Genomic DNA, 17454 nt, shown 5'->3' with positions numbered 1-17454 from the left:
CAGTTCAGAGCGCTCCGGGCCGGATCCTGCTACGCCGCGGTGCCGCTAGTGCCTTGTTGAACAGCCTGGCCGTCAGTGACCCGGCCGTCGGGGATCCCGGCGTCCCGGACGCCGACTGGCCCGGCAGCGGCGGATAGATTTTATCCGCTTCGGCACGCTTGCGTGCCACCAAGGCCGGCAGCTCGTCGCGCAGCGAACCCCGGCTCTCAGGGATGCCGGGGTCCTCACTATCCAGCGCGAGTGACCAGCCGCTGCCCAGCGAAGCCAGCGACTCGTGCTTGACGTCGTAGTACCCCTTCTTCATTCCGACGGCGAGGCCGCGGGCCCCCGCCGACGCTGCCAGCAGGTGGAAGTGGAAGCGGCTTGTCACCCAGGTCTGGTGGGCGGACAGCGGAAGGCCGTGGGCCCAGATGTGCAGGAACGGCAGGAACCGTTCTTCCGGAATGAGGTCCGCCAGCTGTTCGTAGGCGACGCGGTCGGCGCCAGGGATGGCTTCGACGTAATAGGCCTTGGCTCCGTCGGCCACAGCCTTTTCGACGGCGGCCCTCGCCAGCTCCACGGCAGTTTCGAACCGCTCCGGATCGGCCGTGTCGCTCTGGATGCAGACATAGAGGCCGGGTTCGGCGGTGGAACGCGCCAATTCGGCGGTGACCCCCAGGAAGGCGTCGTCCAGTTCCTGGGTGATTCCGTAGGCCAGGGCGCCGGCTTCGTCCCGGCCCGCCGCGTGCGCAAAGTCCTGGAACAGGGGCAGTTCGGCCGGGGCGGAGGTCAGTGCGGGCATGAGTCCCTGGCCGGTGGCGATGAGGCGGGCGCCCGTCATCCCGTGCACGGCACGCATCGCCAGTACGAGTCCGGCGTGGTGGGACCAGTTCTCATTGATGAAGCCGCCGCCGATGAGGTGCAGGGACTCGGCTTCCCGCAGCTTGAGCAGGCCGAGGTCGTAGGAGGGGGAGCCCAGGCCGGTGACGCGGGCCCTGATGGTCTCGGCTGCGTCCTCCAGCGGAAGTTCAGCGGTCTCGTGCACCAGCCGCCACACGGTGTTCGTGACGCGCAGGCGCGGGTGGAGTCCATCGAAAAGGACCTGCGCCAGGCCCGGCTGCGGGCAGTCGAGCCAGACGTCGGCGTCGGGCCGCACTTCGGCAAGGTATTTCAGCCACGCGGCGGCGATGAATTCGTCGCCGAAATTGGGGTTGCCCGAAGGGCCGATCAGATAAATGGGACCCGACTGCATGCTGACGACTATATCGTCCTGCAGCCGGGAAGCCGGTGTCGGCGCCGGGGCAGGCTCAGCCTGCGCTGCCCAGACGCAGGGAACCCCGCCGCGGCCGTGAGCGGGTCACTGTGCCGTGGGCGGGGTTCCTGTGTTGCTATCTGGTGCTGTTAGCCGATCTTGTTGGCAGCCTCAGCGTCAGAGAGCGGTGCTGCGCCGAGGTTCGCGCGGAGCTTGGCGCCGAGTTCGGCGTCGACGTTGGTCCAGTACTGGATGGCGCGTTCCTTGATGTCGGAGCGCTTCACTCCGCCCACGGCACCGGTGATGGTGTCAAGGAAGCGGGCCTTTTCGGCGTCGTTGTAAACCTCGCGGTACAGCGCGCCGGCCTGGACGAAGTCGCCGTCCTCGGCGTGCAGGGAGTGAGCGGCGTGCGTCAGCTCGCCGTCGTTCTCCCAGCCGCCGCCAACAGCAGCCGGTTCAACCGCAGCGGGGCCACCGAACGTGTTCGGTGCGTAGACCGGCACGGAGGGAGCGTTGAACAGGAAGCGTCCCGCGCCGTCCTGGCTGTAGTTGTTGACCTGGTTCTTCGGCTGGTTCACCGGGATCTGGGCGTGGTTGGTGCCCACGCGGTAACGGTGTGCGTCGGCGTAGGAGAAGATCCGGGCCTGGAGCATCTTGTCCGGGGACGCGGCAATGCCGGGCACGAAGTTCGACGGCGCGAAGGTGGCCTGTTCGATCTGCGCGAAGTAGTTCTCCGGGTTCCGGTTCAGTTCCATGGTGCCGACCTTGATCAGCGGGTAGTCCGCGTGCGGCCAGACCTTGGTCAGGTCGAACGGGTTGAAGCGGTAGGTCTTGGCGTCCTCGTAGGGCATGACCTGCACGTGCAGGTCCCAGGAGGGCAGGTTGCCGGCTTCGATGTTCTCGTGCAGGTCGCGGATGTAGAAGTCCGCGTCCGAGCCGGCGAGGGCCTCGGCTTCTTCACCGGTGATGTTCTTCACGCCCTGGTTGGAGTGGAAGTGGTACTTGACCCAGAACCGTTCGCCTTCGGCGTTGATCCACTGGTAGGTGTGCGAGCCGTAGCCCTGCATTTCGCGCCAGGAGGCGGGCAGGCCGCGGTCACCCATCAGCCAGGTGACCTGGTGGGCGGACTCGGGGGACAGGGTCCAGAAGTCCCACTGCATGTCGGCGTCACGCAGGTGCGTGCCCGGCAGGCGCTTCTGGGAGTGGATGAAGTCCGGGAACTTGATGCCGTCGCGGATGAAGAACACCGGGGTGTTGTTGCCCACGAGGTCGTAGTTGCCCTCGGAGGTGTAGAACTTCACCGCGAAACCGCGAGGGTCACGCCAGGTGTCGGGGGAACCGTTCTCGCCTGCGACGGAGGAGAAACGGATCAGCATCTCGGTCTCAACACCGGGCTGCAGGAACGCGGCTTTGGTGTACTTGGAAACGTCCTCGGTGGCCTTGAACGTGCCGAAGGCGCCGCCGCCCTTGGCGTGCACCACACGCTCCGGAACCCGCTCGCGGTTGAACTGGGCCAGCTTCTCGACCAGGTAGTGGTCGGTCAGGATGATGGCACCGTCGGCGCCGACAGCCTTGGAGTGCGCGTCGGACGTAACCGGGGCACCTGACTGGGTCGTCGAAATGGCAGTCATTGTTCTCCTATTTCTTAATTACTTGTCATTTACGTTTGCAGGAAGTTTTTGGGCCCGCTGGCACTCTCCGCAGATCCCCTGGTACATGACATCCGCGATCTGGATGGTCATGGGGTGGGAATTCTCGCTCCAGTGCGGGGTCAGGCACGGGGCATGGCCGACAGCGCAGTCAACGTCCTCCACCCGCCCGCAGCTGATGCAGATTGCGTGGTGGTGGTTGTCTCCCACCCGCGTTTCATACAGCGCCGGGGAATGCGGAGGTTCGAATCTGCGCAGCATCTGCAGGTCAGTGAGATCACCCAGCACCACGTACACGGACTGCGCCGTCAGTTCCGGCAGTTCCTCGCGGGCAGCCGCAAGGATGTTTTCCGCCGGGGAGTGCGGGTGATGCTCGACGGCGGCCAGGACCGCCAGCCGCTGCTTAGTCACCCGGCGGCCGTGGGCGCGCAGGGCCGCGGCCCATGCTTCGTGGCTTTCCGGGTGATCGGTCATGACTCCATTGAAACACTTATTTTGACTAGATCACAATAAGGCGAGGCTAAGTTCCTGCTGAGACTAGAGTTGCCGGGTGGGAAAACTTCTGGCTGACATCACTCCGCTGCGCGAGAGCCCTGATTTCCGGCGGCTGTGGCTGGGGTCGGCGGTCTCCAATGTGGGCAGCCAGCTCACCCTCGTGGCGGTCGGCCTGGAGGTATACCGGCTCACCCAGGACAGCCTGTACGTCGGGCTGCTCAGCATCTTTGCCCTGGTGCCACTGGTGCTGGGCGGACTGCTGGGCGGATCAATCGCCGACTCCCACGACCGCCGGACGGTGGCTCTTCTGTCGTCCGCAGTGCTGTGGCTGACCACCGGCGGGCTCGCCCTCCAGGCGTGGCTGCAGGTGGGCAATGTGTGGCTGCTGTACGCCCTCGCGGCCGTGCAGAGCGGTGCCCAGGCGATCAACCAGCCTGCCCGCAGCGCCATCATTCCCGCGCTGTTGCGGAAAGAGCTCCTGCCGGCCGCCAACGCACTGAACATGGTGACGTTCGGGCTGTCCATGACGGCGGGGCCGCTGCTCGCCGGTGTCCTGGTGGCCAGCGTCGGCTTCGGGTGGACGTACACGCTGGACGTCGTCAGCTTCGTCTTTGCCTTCTGGGCCCTGCTGAAACTCCCTCCCATGCCGCCTGGCGAGGCGGCGGGCCGGGCCGGTATGCGGTCCGTGGTGGAGGGATTCCGGTTCCTGGGTACGCGGCCCAACCTGCGGATGACGTTTATCCTCGACCTCATCGCCATGATCCTCGCCCAGCCGCGGGCGCTGCTACCCGCCATCGGCGCCCTCATGATCGGCGGCGGGGAAACCACAGTGGGCATCCTGCTGGCATCCGTCGCGGTGGGCGCCTTCCTCGCCGGCCTCTTTTCCGGGCCGCTCGGCGCGGTGCGGCGGCAGGGGGCCGCGGTGGTGTGGTCGGTCATGGGCTGGGGCGCTTCTTTTGCTGCGTTCGGCCTCGTGGTGGTGCTGGCCGGGCGGTCCGGCTCCGGCGGCGTGACCTTCTGGCTGGTTCCGGCGGCGATATGCTGCGGCCTGGCGGGCATTGCGGACTCGGTGAGTGCAGTCTTCCGCACCACTATCCTGCAGGCGGCGACCCCCGACCACCTGCGCGGCCGGCTTCAGGGAGTCTTCATTGTGGTGGTCGCCGGCGGGCCGAGGCTGGGCGACATGCTGGCAGGCGGCGGCACTAAAATTCTTAGTGAGGGCTGGGTCCTGCTGCTCGGCGGCCTCCTGTGCATCGTGGTGGCCTGGATGGTGGCGCGGTGGGAATCCGGCTTCCTCAAGTACGACGCGCGGAATCCCGTTCCGTAGCGGAGGTGCCGGTTCCGACTTCTGAGCTGTGGAGGAAAAATTGCACAATCACCACAACGGACTGAAAACGGCGGCGCTGTTCGGCGTGCTGTGGGCGATCCTGCTGGGCCTGGGCGCCCTCATCGCCGCCAATACCCGCAGCTCGGCCCCGATCCTGATCATGGCGCTGATCGGCGTGGGGACCACGGCCTACGGCTACTGGAACAGCGACAAGATCGCACTACGCTCCATGCAGGCCTACCCCGTCACCGAAGCCCAGGCACCGCAGCTGTACCAGATGGTCCGGGAGCTCTCCGTCCGTGCGAACCAGCCGATGCCGCGGATTTACGTCTCGCCCACCATGGCGCCCAACGCCTTCGCCACCGGGCGGAACCCGCAGAACGCGGCCGTCTGCTGCACGGAGGGGATCCTGCAGCTTCTCACCCCACGGGAACTTCGAGGTGTCCTCGGCCACGAGCTCATGCACGTCTACAACCGTGACATCCTGACCTCGTCCGTGGCCGCGGCGGTTGCCGGCGTTATCACCTCGGTGGGGCAGATGCTGCTGTTCTTTGGCGGCGGGGACAGGCGTAATTCGAACCCGCTGGCCCTCATCGCCATGGCGCTGCTGGCACCGCTGGCAGCCTCACTGATCCAGGTGGCCATCTCCCGTACCCGGGAGTACGACGCCGACGAGGACGGTTCGCAGCTCACCGGCGATCCGCTGGCACTCGCCTCCGCCCTGCGCAAGATCCACCAGGGCGTCCAGGCCGCACCGCTCCCGCCGGACCAGCGGCTGGTCAACGCCTCGCACCTGATGATCGCCAACCCGTTCCGCAGCGGCGGGCTCAGCAAGCTGTTCGCGACGCACCCGCCGATGCAGGACCGCATCAGCCGCCTTGAGCGGATGGCGGGCCGGCCGCTCGGCTGACGGCCGCCGTCGTACCCGGCGACGCGCACCGCACCATGCGACGCGCATAATGCCCGGCGCGGCTGGAATACCCGTAGCGAGCGGAAAGATGCGCGTCGCCTGATCAGTTGCGCGTCATCAGACCAGCGAGCGGGCGTAGCAGACGGACAGCGGCTCGCCCGCGTAGGGCCCGAAGTTGTCGATCAGGCGGTAGCCCTCGCGCTCGTAGAAGCGGATGGCGTCGGGCTGGGCTGTGCCGGTTTCCAGCTTGAGCTCGCTCAGGCCCAGGCGGGCGGCCTCGGCTTCCAGGCTTCGCAAAACCGCCGTGGCGGCTCCGCTTCCGCGGTGGTGGGGCAGCACGAACATCCTCTTGATCTCCGCGGATGCGGCGTCCAGCCGGCGCAGGGCGCCGCAGGCGATGGCTGTCCCCTCGCGGTTCCGGGCCACCAAGAACACGGTGATGTCCTCGGCGCTGGGCGCGGAACCCGGCTCGTGGTCGTCGCTGCCGTAGCGGGCGTCCAGTTCACTCCGCTGCATGCTGCGGAGCCTCGCCCCGTCCTCGGCGTCCCACGGTTCAGGGGTGACCGCGAACTTCATGCTCTGTCCTTTCGTCGCGACACGGAACGTTGCCCATGACGCGCTAACAGGCTGCCGACACCCGAATTCCAGTGTCGGCAGCCCGTTGGCGCGTCGCGAGACCGTTTCCGGGTCGACACGTGTGCGGTATGCGGTCGGCGGGAGCTGCGGACGTTTCCTAGCTGCGGAAGTTGACGAACTGCAGGTCTGCCTCGTCGAAGTCCTTCAGCAGTGCCATGGTGGCCTGCAGATCGTCGCGGGACTTGGACGTGACGCGGAGTTCATCGCCCTGGATCTGGGACTTGACGGACTTCGGGGCCTCGTCGCGGATGAGCTTGTTGATCTTCTTGGCGAGGTCCTGTGCGATGCCTTCCTTGATGGAGGCCTCGAGCCGGTATTCCTTGCCGGATGCGTAGGGCTCGCCGGTGTCCAGGGACTTGAGTGAGATGCCGCGGCGGATGAGCTTGGACTGCAGCACGTCAAGGACAGCCAGGACGCGCTCCTCTGAGTTCGCCTTCATCAGGATCTTTTCGCCGCTGAAGTCGACCTCGGCACCGACGCCCTTGAAGTCGTACCGCTGGGCGAGTTCCTTCTGCGCCTGGTTCAGCGCGTTGGCCACCTCCTGCTTGTCTACCTTGCTTACGACGTCGAATGTGGACTCGCCTGCCATGACTCTCCTTTGCTGGTGCATGCGTCGCCCGGGCGGTGAGGCTCCGGGCAGGGTGTGATATCTGGATTCCAGCGTAGTACGGATGGCAAGGATGTGAAGGTGGGCGCCATTCACAGTTCACTCATAGCCGAGTCATGGCGGGAACGAAGTTTCGGCGCCCACAGTTGTAGCAGTTGGAAGCCGCTCGGAAGGAAAGCAATGACCCATAAGGCCGTCCGCTACGTCACCAGGTCCACCGCCGCAGCCGCCGGGACCATCGCCACCGCCGCCTCCTCCGTGGCCGCCGCTGCCGTGGCGGCATCCATCATTCTCAGCCCCGTAGCTGACGCGTCGACCCGGCTGGAGGGAGTGCAGGCGGATCTCCAGCGGGCAGTGCAGCTCAACCAAATCACCGAGGAGCAGGCGCTGCGGTTTGAGGCCAAGCTTGCCGGCCGGATCCTTGGCGAAGCCTGATTTTCCGCGGATTTCGGGACTGCGGATCCCCGATTTTATTCTTCGGCAGAAGTTCTGTAAGGTTGTCTTGCCGCGGTGATGGAAACAAAGCCGTGGTGATCTTCTTTTGAAGTTCGGCAGATTACCCGAGCGGCCAAAGGGGGCTGACTGTAAATCAGCTGGCAACGCCTACGGGGGTTCGAATCCCTCATCTGCCACCCATGTGGTGAGTCGAGACATCCTTTACGGATGAGTCGGGTCATCGTTGACACCCCGGTCTTCGGACCGGGGTGTTTTTCTTTGCCCGGATGTTCGGGACTGGTAGTCCCGGGTGGGGTCGATGGTGAGTTCGCGGATGATCTCTCCGGTGGTTGTGTCGCTGATGGTGACGTCGGCGTCGCGGATGAGCATCAGGACGTGTTTGCTGGCGTGGGCCCGGCCGATCCCGATGTGGTGGAGCCGGCCGGCGTGGCGGAGGGTGAGTTTCCCGAACTGGTCGACACGGTCGATGCGCCGGCGCCAGTGGTCTCCCTGTTTGGCGCCTGCGGGTGCTGCCTTGGGGGTTGCGGTGTAGGCGGTGGCCGGTGTGCGGCGGCCCAGGGCCCGGTGCGGGCGTTCGTGGTGTAGATGTGCCGGAACTTTTCCAGCTGTTCGTTGAGGTCATCGAGCGTGTGGGCGCGCGGCTGCCCGGTCAGCCATTTCTTCAGGGTTTGGTGGAACCGCTCTATCTTGCCCTGGGTCTGGGGGTGGTTCGGGGAGCCGTTTTTCTGGGTGATGCCCAGGGCGTGGAGTTGGTGTTCGAAGGCGTTCCGTCCGCCTCGGCCACCGGCCAGGCGGGTGGTGTAGACCATGCCGTTGTCGGTCAGGGTCGAGGCCGGGAGCCCGTGTTCGGCGGCCGCTGTGAGGAACGTGGTCACCACGGCGGTGACGGTTACGGGCCGGTAGGCGGTGCAGGCGAGCAGGTAGCGGGAGTGGTCATCGAGGAAGTTCAGGATCTCGATGTCGGTTCCGTCGGCCAGGGACCAGTGGGTGAAATCGGACTGCCAGGTCTCGTTGGGCTGGTGGGCCTCGAAGCGGTGCAGGGAGGCTTTGGGCCGTTTCTTCGGTTCGCGGGTGATCATGCCTGAGGTGTGCAGGATGCGGCGGATCGTGGAGGTCGAGGGCGGCTGCAGTCCTTCTCGTTCCAGGTGCCAGGCGATGGTGACCGGGCCGGCGTCCAGGCCGGCGTCGGTGAGGCTGGCGCGCAGGGCCAGGCTCCGGGCAGTAATGTCGGCGCCGGTGCTGCGGGGATTGCTGTTCGGCCGCCGTGAGCGGGCTTCGACCGCGTCCAGACCGCCGGTGCGGTACCGGGTGAGCAGCTCGTGGACCCACTGCCTGCTCACCCCGTATCTGCGGGCTGCTTCGGCCTTGCTCAGGCCTTGGACGGTGACGGCGAGAACGATGACTTTCTGCTTCGACATGAGTCATCCAAGCAACCCCGAAGTGTCACCTATGTCCCGACTCACCGGTCATGCGACACCTGTCAACAATGTCCCGACTCATGTGTCAACTATGTCGTGAAACTAGACACCTCATCTGCCACCCACGGGAGAACCCGTCTGACCTACCAATAGGTAGGAAAGGCGGGTTTTTTCATGCCCTCAATCGGAGGAAGAAAGCGGCCGGGAGGAAGAATGCGGCCGGCAGGAAGAAACGGTGGCTCTCCCTCTTGCGGTGGCTCTTACTACGGTGCGGGACGGGTGCCTGCGTCCGTGCCAGACCCGGACGTTGGAACAAAGTTCCAGTCGAAAGACCCGTTGGCGCGGAGTGTCATCCTGAGGAAACCGTGAGTGTCGCTGAACCGCTTCACGATGTACGGCGGACTGCTAGTGAAGGATCGGAGACCGATACCTCCCGTGGAAATCTGGAACGCAGTCATCCCGTCGCCGACGCACTGGTCGGCGTTGTTGACCGGACATGAGCGTTCGTAATTGTGTTGTGAGCCAGACAGGGTGAGCCGCACCCGGTGCTTCCACATCACGTCGATCCACGGTTTGAGGTCAGTGGACCGGCGATGTCCGGCGGTGTCCGACGTGAAGTACGGGTCGTGGTGCACGACCGCCAGGTGCTTACCCGCGGCCCGCGCGGTAGCGAGGTCTTTGTCCAGCCACGCCGTCAACGTCTGCGCCTGTGTCGGGCTGTACCGCCAGTGCGCGGACGACAGGAACGCGAAGTGCCAGTTTCCGAAGTCCTTCGAGTACGGTTGCCCGTTCCTGATGAACCCACGCTCCTGGTTGATTGCAGCCTTCGCGGGGGCACCGGGGCATTGGCCGTTCATAAAGTTGTCGAGGTCTTCGTTCCGTCCGGGTTGCCAGTCATGGTTAGGTGCGGACACCCAGTACAGCTTGGGTTTTGTGCCACCCCAAAGCGGCGTCCAGTACTTCACGTAGTCAGCGCAGTACGGGGTGTCGTACTGGAAGTCCCCCAACCCCAGGAACGCGTCAATCTGCTTGTTCTGCACGAGCGCAGTGATCGCCGCTCCGTTCCGCCCGGACGGGCTATCGCGTGCAAACGAGTTCTCGCCGTTCATGTCACCGACAGCAGCGATCCTCACGTCACCAGAACGTACGGCGGTCTCGGTGGGTAACGGTGGGCGTGGCGCAGCCTGAGTCGCAGTTGGTTGTGGCACCCCCTCACCGTTGTCACCACTGCCGAAAGCGAGGGACACGGCCCAGAGACCAGCAACGCCCAGGAGGAAAACGGACGTTCCGGCGATAAGACGACTGCGGCGCATGGTGTGCCTCCCGTCATTGGGGTGCGATGTGTGCTGCTGCGGTTACGCCCGCTAGGACTGACTTCGAGTGTAGAGCAAAGCCCGGCCAGGCTACGGAAGGATTCATCGGCGCCGTCAGTTGAGCGCGATGACTAGCATCTGGGTGGTGCCCGGAATGCAGGTCTGCAGGACTGCCCGCGGGAACCCGCCGAACACCGCGGCGACGTCGTTGGTGGTGCCGGGGTTCGGCACCTGGCCCCGGGCCGAGACCCGGTACGAGCCGTAGCCCGGGAGGTCGACGCGCTCACCGACGCTGATTCCTGAGAACCGGGCCCAGCCGCCACAGAAGTCGTGCTCGGTGATGAAGAGCGAGTATCCGTCGGTGGGCGTGAAGTGGATGGGCCCGATGCAGCTGTCCACCATCGCCTGGCCGCCGGCGCCAGCCACATAGATGGTCCGCACCGCAGGAGCCGGTGCCGGTGCAGGAACCGGTGCGGGCGCTGGGGCCGGAGCGGGAGCCGGTGCGGACAACGCGGGGCCGCTGAGCTTGAGCACCTGGCCCGGAACAATGACGGAGCTGGGGCCAAGGCCATTGGCTGCCAGCACACCGCCGGTGCTGACGTTGAAGCGTGCCGCGATGGAACTGACCGTGTCGCCGGCAGCCACCCGGTAGGTGGTGGGCTTGGGCGCAGGGGCCGGCGCAACGTTGCGGACGGTTGCGGTTTTCAGGGGCGCCTTTACTGTCGCCTTGGTCGGCGGCTTGGCAGTTGGCTTCGACGGAGGTTTGGCCTGCGCCGTGGTGGCCGGTGCCGCGGCCACGGCCTTGGCCGGCACGCTGGCGGCCGGCACGCTGGCGGCTGGTGCGGCGGCTGCCGCGGACGACGTCGCGGGTGCGGGCTGTTCGACGGCGGCCGGTTGGCCGACGGCGGCAGCCGGGTTCCCGCCGTCGGACGCCACCAGCGCACTGACGCCCGCCGATGCCGCCAACAGAGCGGCGGACACTGCAGCGGAAATGAGCAGCAGCCGGGCAGCGGGCCTGCCGGCCAGCGGTGCATGCCGGCCCCGGACAGGGCTGACGTAGCTTTCCGGCTCCGGTGTGCTCAGCGCCGGGGGAAGGCGCCGCTGATCGTTGTCGAGGCCAGACGCGTTCTGGGGATCTGGCGTCGCCTGTTGGTTCATGGCCGACCTTTGCTTCGTGCGCAGGCGGGTTTCCGGGTGCGCGGCGGACGGTGACGCGCAGACACAGGAGGCGCTCGGGCCCAAGGGCGGAAGCGGGGCATATGGGGCGCATGACCGCTATTCATGAGTGGTGCACGCTGCTCGCTAACGTGCCGGCCCCAGCCCTGATTCGAGTGTAGGAAGCACGGCAGGGCCCCGCACGAGTAGGGAATACCTGTTTTTCCGGGAGAGGGCACTTGTTTTGCCGCATTAGCCGCAGGTTTCGCGTGGAGCGCCGTGGAGTGCAGACTGCCCAGGGTGCCTAAGCCCGAGTGGCGGGCGCAGAATATTCCCGGTGACGCGGGGAGCGAACAAGGCTCCCGCGCGCGGGACTTACGGACACGCCTCGCGTACGGTTGAACCATGGCTACCGTTGACATCACAGGTGAACAGTTCGCATCGACCATCGAGGGCAACGACATTGTCCTGGTGGACTTCTGGGCTGAATGGTGTGGCCCGTGCCGCCAGTTTGCTCCCACGTACTCCGCGGTGTCTGAGAAGCACCCGGACGTCGTCTTCGCGAAAGTGGACACCGAGGCCGAGCAGCAGCTGGCAGCGGAGGCGGGCATCTCCTCGATCCCCACGCTGATGGCATTCCGCGAGAAGGTGCTCGTCTTCTCGCAGCCGGGTGCGCTGGCCGCCCCGCAGCTCGAGCAGGTCATCGACGCCGTGAAGGCGCTCGACATGGAGGAAGTCCACGCGCACGTGGCCCGCTCCCAGGCCGAGGCCGCCGCAGCGGCCGGCAACAGCGCGAAGACTGCCGGGCCCCAGGACGGCTCGCAGATCCCCGACTTCTAAAGACTGCTGACTTCCAAGCGCTCGTTAATCCAAGCGTTCCTTAAACAGCAACGTGGGCCCACGCCGCCAGGGAAACCTGCGGGCGTGGGTCCACGTTGTTTTGGTGTGGGGGACTAGAGGCGTTCCACCTGGACCGGTTCGGCCAGGAGGGCGCTGAGGGATTCATTCAGGTCCTGCAGGGCGATGCCTTTGGAGTGTGCGTCGAGGGCCTCTTCCGATTCCCACCGCTCGGTCAGAACCAGCTTCTCCTCCGTCGCCTCGGTGAGCTCGTAGCGGATGCAGCCGGGCTCGTTGACTACCTCGTCAATGGCGATTTCCAGAGCGAGCTTCACGCGGAAGAACTCGCCGTCGTTGGGGATGAACGTGGCCTGCAGGTCGATGGGTGCACTCATGGATTTCACAATACCGGCCCTCAACGGCGTGCCCGGACCTGTTACACCGAACCGGCCGGCCGTCTTGCTTCTCTAGTACCGGGCTGCTTGATAGCGTGCCATCATGCGCGCTTACACCGCCGGGGACGCGGACGTCCCCCTGCTCGAGGAAACCATCGGCGAGAACTTTGAGCGCGTGGTGGCGCAGTTCCCCCTGCATGACGCGCTGATCGAGGCTGCCGCCGTGCCGGGGGCGGACGCCCGCCGGTGGAGTTACACCAAGCTGAACGACGACGTCGACCGCCTGGCCCGTGCACTCCTCGCCCTGGGCGTCGTGAAGGGGGAGCGGGTCGGCATCTGGAGCCCGAACTGCGCGGAATGGACCATCCTGCAGTACGCCACGGCGAAGATCGGGGCGGTCCTGGTCAACGTGAATCCGTCCTACCGCAGCCACGAGCTGGAGTTCGTGGTGAAGCAGAACGGCATGCGGATGCTGGTCACGGCGCCGTCGGACCGGAACAGCGACTACGTGGGAATGGCACGCCAGGCGCTCGCCGGTTGCCCCGACCTCCGTGAGCTGGTGTTCCTGCCGGACTTCGATATGGATGGGCTCGACGCCGGAGTCCCGTTGGGTGAGCAGGAGCTGACGTACGCTGAGCTGCTCAAGCGGGCGGACGCCGTCGGGCATTCCGAACTGAAGGCCCGCATGGCGGGCCTCGACCCGCATGATCCCATCAACCTGCAGTACACGTCCGGAACCACGGGCTTCCCCAAGGGCGCCACGCTGACGCACCACAACATTCTCAACAACGGGTACTCCATCGGTGAGCTGCTCAATTACACCGAGCACGACCGGGTGGTGATTCCGGTGCCGTTCTACCACTGCTTCGGGATGGTGATCGGCAACCTGAACGCGCTGAGCCACGGTGCGGCGACGATTATCCCGGGACGCGGGTTCACGCCGGCCGCCGCACTGGAGGCGGTGCAGGATTTCGGCGGCACCGCCCTGTACGGGGTTCCCACCATGTTCATCGCCGAGCTCGCGCTGCCCGACTTCGCCTCGTACGACCTTTCCACGCTCCGCACCGGGGTGATGGCCGGCTCGCTGTGCCCCATTGAGGTGATGAACCGGGTGATTTCCGAGATGAACATGAAGGACGTGGCCATCTGCTACGGCATGACGGAGACGTCGCCGGTGTCCACTATGACCCGCGGCGGGGACACGCTGCAGCATCGGACGGAAACCGTGGGGCGCACCATGCCGCGGCTGGAAAGCAAGATCGTGGACCTGGCCGGGGAAGTGGTGGAGCGCGGCGTGATCGGTGAACTGTGCACCCGCGGCTACGCCGTCATGCAGGGGTACTGGAACCAGCCGGACAAGACGGCCGAGGCCATCGACGCCGACGGCTGGATGCACACCGGCGACCTGGCACGCATGGACGACGACGGGTACGTGGTGATCGAGGGCCGGATGAAGGACATGGTGATCCGCGGCGGCGAGAACATCTACCCGCGCGAGATCGAGGAGTTCCTCTACACGCATCCGTCGATCCAGGATGTGCAGGTGATCGGGGTGCCCGATGCCAGGTACGGCGAGGAGCTCATGGCCTGCATCATCCTCAAGCCCGGGGCCGAACCGCTGGACGCGGCGGCGGTGGCCGAGTTCTGCCGCGGCAAGCTGGCGCACTACAAGGTGCCCCGCTACGTCGACGTGCGTGACAGCTTCCCCATGACGGTGTCCGGGAAGGTCCGCAAGGTGGAGATGCGCGAGGAAGCCGTCGCCCGGCTGGGCCTCTAGCGCGAACGCACACTTGAGGCCCGGCTGTTGGGCGCGAACGCACACTTGTGGCCCGGCAGCCGGGGCTCAACTGTCCGTTCGCGCGCAGTCTGCGGAGCGGATTCAGTGGCCGCGGTGGTCCTGGATGGTCATCCGCGGGCCGAAGGTGGGCTTACGGAAGCCGCTCAGGCCGAGCATGCGGACCACCCGCTGCCGGTGCCCTGTCCACGGTTCCAGCAGAGCCAGCATGCCGGCGTCGTCCGTCCGCCGTCCGGTCAGGGCCGCGCCAACGTATGCAGCCAGGTGGTAATCGCCCACCGCGATGGAGTCGGGGCAGCCGTGCGTCCGCTGCACCACCTCGGCGGCCGTCCACACCCCGATTCCCGGGATGGTCTGCATCTTGGCGGCTGCTTCCGCCGCGGGGAGGGAGGCCAGCCGTTCAAGCGCGACGGCGGAGCGCAGGGCGCGCATCACGGTCGCCGAGCGCTGCGGGCCGACCCCCGCCTTGTGCCACTCCCAGGACGGAATGCGGAGCCACCCCTCGGCGGTGGGCCGGACCAGCAGTCCGGGAGGCGCGATGGTGCCGGAGCCCGGGGCGGCCGTTCCGTGTCGGTACATCAGGTAGCGGAAACCCCGCCGCGCCTCAATAACGGTGACCTTCTGCTCCAGAATGGTGGGCACGAGCGAGTCCACCATCCGCCCGGTGGAAGGAAGACGGACGTCTGGGTTCCGGCGCCGGGCCTCACGGACCATGTGCGGGAGTGTCGCTGCGAAGGAAGGCTCGTCAAACGCGGACCAGTCGTCAGCCCCGCCGAGGAGCCGCGGAACGACTGCGACGGCGGCACCTGACCCGGGACCCCAGGCCTGGGCATCGACGCAGGGGCCAACAGCGGCCCGGTCTCCGGGCCTGCCGCCGGCGCGTTCATCCGTCAGGGTGAGCCGCAGCGTCACCGGGCCCTCAGGCGTCGTGAACGCCATCCACAGCCCGTCCGGCCGCGAGGAGAAGGAGGGGTCGCCGTTGCCGCGCATCAGAATGCCCAGGGTCCGGTGCAGGTCATACGGGCCGCCCGGATGCCACCTGAGGGACGCGTCCGCCGCGGCGGCCAGCCGGGCAGGGGCGTCAGCAATGGTCATGCAAACATCGTCCCACGCCGTGCTGACAAACCTGCCGCCGGGCTGCCGGCAAGCTTTTCCGGGGCCCTTATCCCGCGCCTTCGGCAGGACTAGAATCCCCTGTGTGGCGCGGGGCGGCCGCGCTACTTTCTTCGAGTTGTAGGTGATCGCAATGGGTGGAGTAGTGCATTTCGAAATCCCCGCGGACGACCAGGACCGGGCGAGAAACTTCTACAATCAGGCCCTCGGCTGGCGGATCGACCCCATGCCGGAGATGGACTACAACGTGGTGATCACCACGCCGATGGACGAAAAGAGCGGCAGGCCCACCGAGCCGGGCGCCATCAATGGCGGCATGATGGCCAGGGACGGGGAGCTGACCTCGCCCGTCATCACCGTGGACGTTGAGGACATCGACGCGACGCTGCGCACGGTTGAGCAGCTGGGCGGTTCGGTGGTGAAGCCGAAGGAGACCATCCCGGGCATGGGCCACTACGCGTACTTTAAGGACACCGAGGGCAATATCCTGGGGCTGTGGGAGAACCTTCCCGCTGATGCCGGCGGTGCTACCGGCTGACCGGGAACCCGGGCGCGAGCATGGCAGAAACAGCCGCAGGGGCGCCCGGCAGAAGATCGCTCCGCATATTCTTCGGTATTCTTGGGGCCAGACCGCCCAATCTTCGCGCCGGACGCAGCCGGGACAACCGCGCGGTCCAAGACGGTAAGTTGGTACCCATGAAGTACGCCCAGTCTGTCCTGGACCTCATCGGCAACACCCCGCTGATCAAGCTCAATCACGTCACCGAGGGCATCAAGGCCACCGTCCTGGTGAAGCTGGAATACGTGAACCCCGGCGGATCCATCAAGGACCGGATCGCAGCGAAAATGGTCGAGGAAGCCGAGCGCGACGGCAAGCTCAAGCCCGGCGGCACCATCATCGAGCCCACGTCCGGGAACACCGGCGTCGGCCTTGCCCTCGTGGCGCAGCAAAAGGGCTACAAGTGCATCTTCGTGGTCCCGGACAAGGTGGGCGAGGACAAACGCGCTGTCCTGGAGGCCTACGGCGCCGAAGTGGTGGTGACGCCCACCGCCGTCGAACCTGACAGCCCGCAGAGCTACTACGGCGTGTCCGACCGCCTGGTCACCGAGATCCCCGGCGCGTACAAGCCGGACCAGTTCTCCAACCCCGCGGCGCCGCGGAGCCACTACGAGACCACCGGCCCCGAGATCTGGCGGGACACCGACGGCAAGGTGACGCACTGCGTCATCGGCGCCGGCACCGGCGGCACGATCACCGGCACGGGCCGCTACCTCAAGGAGGTCTCGGCGGACCGTCCGGAGTCCGACGGCGGCCGGGTCAGGATTATCGGTGCCGATCCCGAAGGCTCTGTCTACTCAGGCGGCACCGGGCGCCCCTACTTCGTTGAGGGCGTGGGCGAGGACATGTGGCCGGCCAACTACGACAAGGCGGTCCCGGACCAGGTCCTCGCCGTCAGCGACGCCGACTCCTTTGAGATGACCCGGCGGCTTGCCCGCGAGGAGGGCCTGCTGGTGGGCGGCTCCTCCGGCATGGCCGTGGTGGCTGCCTTGCGGGTTGCCAGGGACCTGCCCGAAGACGCCGTAGTGGTGGTTATCCTGCCGGATTCAGGCCGCGGCTACCTGGCCAAGATCTTCAACGACCAGTGGATGCGTTCCTACGGCTTCCTCTCCGGCGGCGAGGAATCCTCAGTGGGCGAGGTGCTCAAGTCCAAGACCGGGGAACTCCCGGAGCTGGTGCACATCCACCCGAACGAAACGGTCCGCGACGTCATCAACATCATGAACGAGTTCGGCGTCTCCCATATCCCGGTCCTGTCGCAGGAACCGCCGGTGGTCATGGGCGAAGTGCTGGGCGCCGTGGACGAGCGGAGCCTCACGTCCAAGCTGTTCCGCGGCGAGGCAAAGCTGACGGACAAGATCTCCGAACACATGGGGGAGCGGCTTCCCGTGATCGGCTCGCTCGAAACCATCTCCGCCGCCCGCGAGCTCCTCTCCGACGTCGACACCGTGATGGTGACCTTCGTCGGCGCCCCCATCGGCATCCTGACCCGCCACGACCTCCTCGCCTACCTCAGCAACTGACCCGGTGGTTGAGCCTGTCGAAACCTGGACCTCGA

General features: G+C 66.2%; 16 protein-coding genes, 1 tRNA gene and 1 pseudogene. 8 read left to right on the top strand and 10 right to left on the bottom strand.

Annotated elements, in window-relative coordinates; genetic code table 11:
* Positions 1-4: 4 nt before the first annotated feature.
* The 3 genes from ABRP34_RS07950 to ABRP34_RS07940 all read right to left on the bottom strand — a co-directional run bounded on the left by ABRP34_RS07950 (position 5) and on the right by ABRP34_RS07940 (position 3354).
* Entirely contained in the window at positions 5-1231 is a 1227-nt protein-coding gene (locus tag ABRP34_RS07950; protein WP_353712785.1) for a polysaccharide pyruvyl transferase family protein, read from the bottom strand.
* 149 nt (positions 1232-1380) lie between these two features.
* Positions 1381-2862, bottom strand: a complete 1482-nt coding sequence (locus ABRP34_RS07945) for a catalase (RefSeq protein ID WP_003804241.1) — start codon at positions 2860-2862, stop codon at positions 1381-1383.
* An 18-nt stretch (positions 2863-2880) separates the two neighbouring features.
* Positions 2881-3354 carry a Fur family transcriptional regulator gene (locus ABRP34_RS07940; protein WP_003804243.1) on the bottom strand — a complete coding sequence of 158 codons (474 nt, stop codon included), beginning with the start codon at positions 3352-3354 and terminating at the stop codon, positions 2881-2883.
* Between the two features lie 76 nt (positions 3355-3430).
* Here ABRP34_RS07940 and ABRP34_RS07935 point away from each other — a divergent pair, with 76 nt between their 5' ends.
* Both ABRP34_RS07935 and htpX read left to right on the top strand, forming a co-directional pair.
* Positions 3431-4702 carry an MFS transporter gene (locus ABRP34_RS07935; RefSeq protein WP_353712784.1) on the top strand — a complete coding sequence of 424 codons (1272 nt, stop codon included), beginning with the start codon at positions 3431-3433 and terminating at the stop codon, positions 4700-4702.
* Positions 4703-4742: 40 nt separating this feature from the next.
* Positions 4743-5612 (top strand): zinc metalloprotease HtpX, encoded by an 870-nt coding sequence (gene htpX, locus ABRP34_RS07930; RefSeq protein WP_353712783.1) that lies wholly within the window; start codon positions 4743-4745, stop codon positions 5610-5612.
* A 117-nt stretch (positions 5613-5729) separates the two neighbouring features.
* Here the strand turns inward: htpX and ABRP34_RS07925 are convergent, their stop codons facing one another.
* Positions 5730-6188, bottom strand: a complete 459-nt coding sequence (locus ABRP34_RS07925; RefSeq protein ID WP_353712782.1) for a GNAT family N-acetyltransferase — start codon at positions 6186-6188, stop codon at positions 5730-5732.
* Positions 6189-6345: 157 nt separating this feature from the next.
* Positions 6346-6837, bottom strand: coding sequence for a YajQ family cyclic di-GMP-binding protein (locus ABRP34_RS07920; RefSeq protein WP_003804256.1), 492 nt, complete (start codon positions 6835-6837; stop codon positions 6346-6348).
* Positions 6838-7035: 198 nt separating this feature from the next.
* Between ABRP34_RS07920 and ABRP34_RS07915 the strand changes: the two genes are divergently transcribed.
* Both ABRP34_RS07915 and ABRP34_RS07910 read left to right on the top strand, forming a co-directional pair.
* Positions 7036-7290, top strand: coding sequence for a hypothetical protein (locus tag ABRP34_RS07915; RefSeq protein ID WP_003804258.1), 255 nt, complete (start codon positions 7036-7038; stop codon positions 7288-7290).
* A gap of 115 nt (positions 7291-7405) precedes the next feature.
* Positions 7406-7487 (top strand) — tRNA-Tyr (locus ABRP34_RS07910).
* A 25-nt stretch (positions 7488-7512) separates the two neighbouring features.
* Here the strand turns inward: ABRP34_RS07910 and ABRP34_RS07905 are convergent.
* The 3 genes and pseudogenes from ABRP34_RS07905 to ABRP34_RS07895 form a co-directional block, all read right to left on the bottom strand.
* A pseudogene (locus tag ABRP34_RS07905) lies at positions 7513-8729 on the bottom strand (IS481 family transposase).
* A 263-nt stretch (positions 8730-8992) separates the two neighbouring features.
* Entirely contained in the window at positions 8993-9862 is an 870-nt protein-coding gene (locus ABRP34_RS07900; RefSeq protein WP_353712781.1) for a hypothetical protein, read from the bottom strand.
* A 294-nt stretch (positions 9863-10156) separates the two neighbouring features.
* Positions 10157-11200 (bottom strand): LysM domain-containing protein, encoded by a 1044-nt coding sequence (locus ABRP34_RS07895; protein WP_353712780.1) that lies wholly within the window; start codon positions 11198-11200, stop codon positions 10157-10159.
* Positions 11201-11602: 402 nt separating this feature from the next.
* Here ABRP34_RS07895 and ABRP34_RS07890 point away from each other — a divergent pair, with 402 nt between their 5' ends.
* Complete coding sequence (locus ABRP34_RS07890) at positions 11603-12037, top strand: thioredoxin family protein (RefSeq protein ID WP_003804265.1); 435 nt, start codon at positions 11603-11605, stop codon at positions 12035-12037.
* 113 nt (positions 12038-12150) lie between these two features.
* Here ABRP34_RS07890 and ABRP34_RS07885 read toward each other — a convergent pair whose 3' ends face one another.
* Positions 12151-12429 (bottom strand): antibiotic biosynthesis monooxygenase, encoded by a 279-nt coding sequence (locus tag ABRP34_RS07885; RefSeq protein ID WP_003804267.1) that lies wholly within the window; start codon positions 12427-12429, stop codon positions 12151-12153.
* A gap of 103 nt (positions 12430-12532) precedes the next feature.
* Here ABRP34_RS07885 and ABRP34_RS07880 point away from each other — a divergent pair, with 103 nt between their 5' ends.
* Positions 12533-14206 carry an AMP-binding protein gene (locus ABRP34_RS07880; RefSeq protein ID WP_353712779.1) on the top strand — a complete coding sequence of 558 codons (1674 nt, stop codon included), beginning with the start codon at positions 12533-12535 and terminating at the stop codon, positions 14204-14206.
* 102 nt (positions 14207-14308) lie between these two features.
* Here ABRP34_RS07880 and ABRP34_RS07875 read toward each other — a convergent pair whose 3' ends face one another.
* Positions 14309-15319, bottom strand: a complete 1011-nt coding sequence (locus ABRP34_RS07875) for a 3-methyladenine DNA glycosylase (protein ID WP_353712778.1) — start codon at positions 15317-15319, stop codon at positions 14309-14311.
* Positions 15320-15470: 151 nt separating this feature from the next.
* Between ABRP34_RS07875 and ABRP34_RS07870 the strand changes: the two genes are divergently transcribed.
* Positions 15471-15875, top strand: coding sequence for a VOC family protein (locus tag ABRP34_RS07870; protein WP_003804272.1), 405 nt, complete (start codon positions 15471-15473; stop codon positions 15873-15875).
* Positions 15876-16033: 158 nt separating this feature from the next.
* Positions 16034-17419, top strand: coding sequence for a cystathionine beta-synthase (locus ABRP34_RS07865; RefSeq protein WP_003804274.1), 1386 nt, complete (start codon positions 16034-16036; stop codon positions 17417-17419).
* The last annotated feature ends 35 nt before the right edge of the window (positions 17420-17454 follow it).

The organism is Arthrobacter sp. K5 (assembly GCF_040448525.1).
Lineage (GTDB): Bacteria > Actinomycetota > Actinomycetes > Actinomycetales > Micrococcaceae > Arthrobacter > Arthrobacter globiformis.
This window is presented reverse-complemented; position numbering and strand designations above follow the sequence as displayed.

Coding starts and splice junctions, on each gene's coding strand:
- ABRP34_RS07950 (WP_353712785.1), bottom strand. CDS start 1,231: ATGCAGTCGGGTCCCATTTATCTGATCGGCCCTTCGGGCAACCCCAAT.
- ABRP34_RS07945 (WP_003804241.1), bottom strand. CDS start 2,862: ATGACTGCCATTTCGACGACCCAGTCAGGTGCCCCGGTTACGTCCGAC.
- ABRP34_RS07940 (WP_003804243.1), bottom strand. CDS start 3,354: ATGACCGATCACCCGGAAAGCCACGAAGCATGGGCCGCGGCCCTGCGC.
- ABRP34_RS07925 (WP_353712782.1), bottom strand. CDS start 6,188: ATGAAGTTCGCGGTCACCCCTGAACCGTGGGACGCCGAGGACGGGGCG.
- ABRP34_RS07920 (WP_003804256.1), bottom strand. CDS start 6,837: ATGGCAGGCGAGTCCACATTCGACGTCGTAAGCAAGGTAGACAAGCAG.
- ABRP34_RS07915 (WP_003804258.1), top strand. CDS start 7,036: ATGACCCATAAGGCCGTCCGCTACGTCACCAGGTCCACCGCCGCAGCC.
- ABRP34_RS07895 (WP_353712780.1), bottom strand. CDS start 11,200: ATGAACCAACAGGCGACGCCAGATCCCCAGAACGCGTCTGGCCTCGAC.
- ABRP34_RS07890 (WP_003804265.1), top strand. CDS start 11,603: ATGGCTACCGTTGACATCACAGGTGAACAGTTCGCATCGACCATCGAG.
- ABRP34_RS07885 (WP_003804267.1), bottom strand. CDS start 12,429: ATGAGTGCACCCATCGACCTGCAGGCCACGTTCATCCCCAACGACGGC.
- ABRP34_RS07880 (WP_353712779.1), top strand. CDS start 12,533: ATGCGCGCTTACACCGCCGGGGACGCGGACGTCCCCCTGCTCGAGGAA.
- ABRP34_RS07875 (WP_353712778.1), bottom strand. CDS start 15,319: ATGACCATTGCTGACGCCCCTGCCCGGCTGGCCGCCGCGGCGGACGCG.
- ABRP34_RS07870 (WP_003804272.1), top strand. CDS start 15,471: ATGGGTGGAGTAGTGCATTTCGAAATCCCCGCGGACGACCAGGACCGG.
- ABRP34_RS07865 (WP_003804274.1), top strand. CDS start 16,034: ATGAAGTACGCCCAGTCTGTCCTGGACCTCATCGGCAACACCCCGCTG.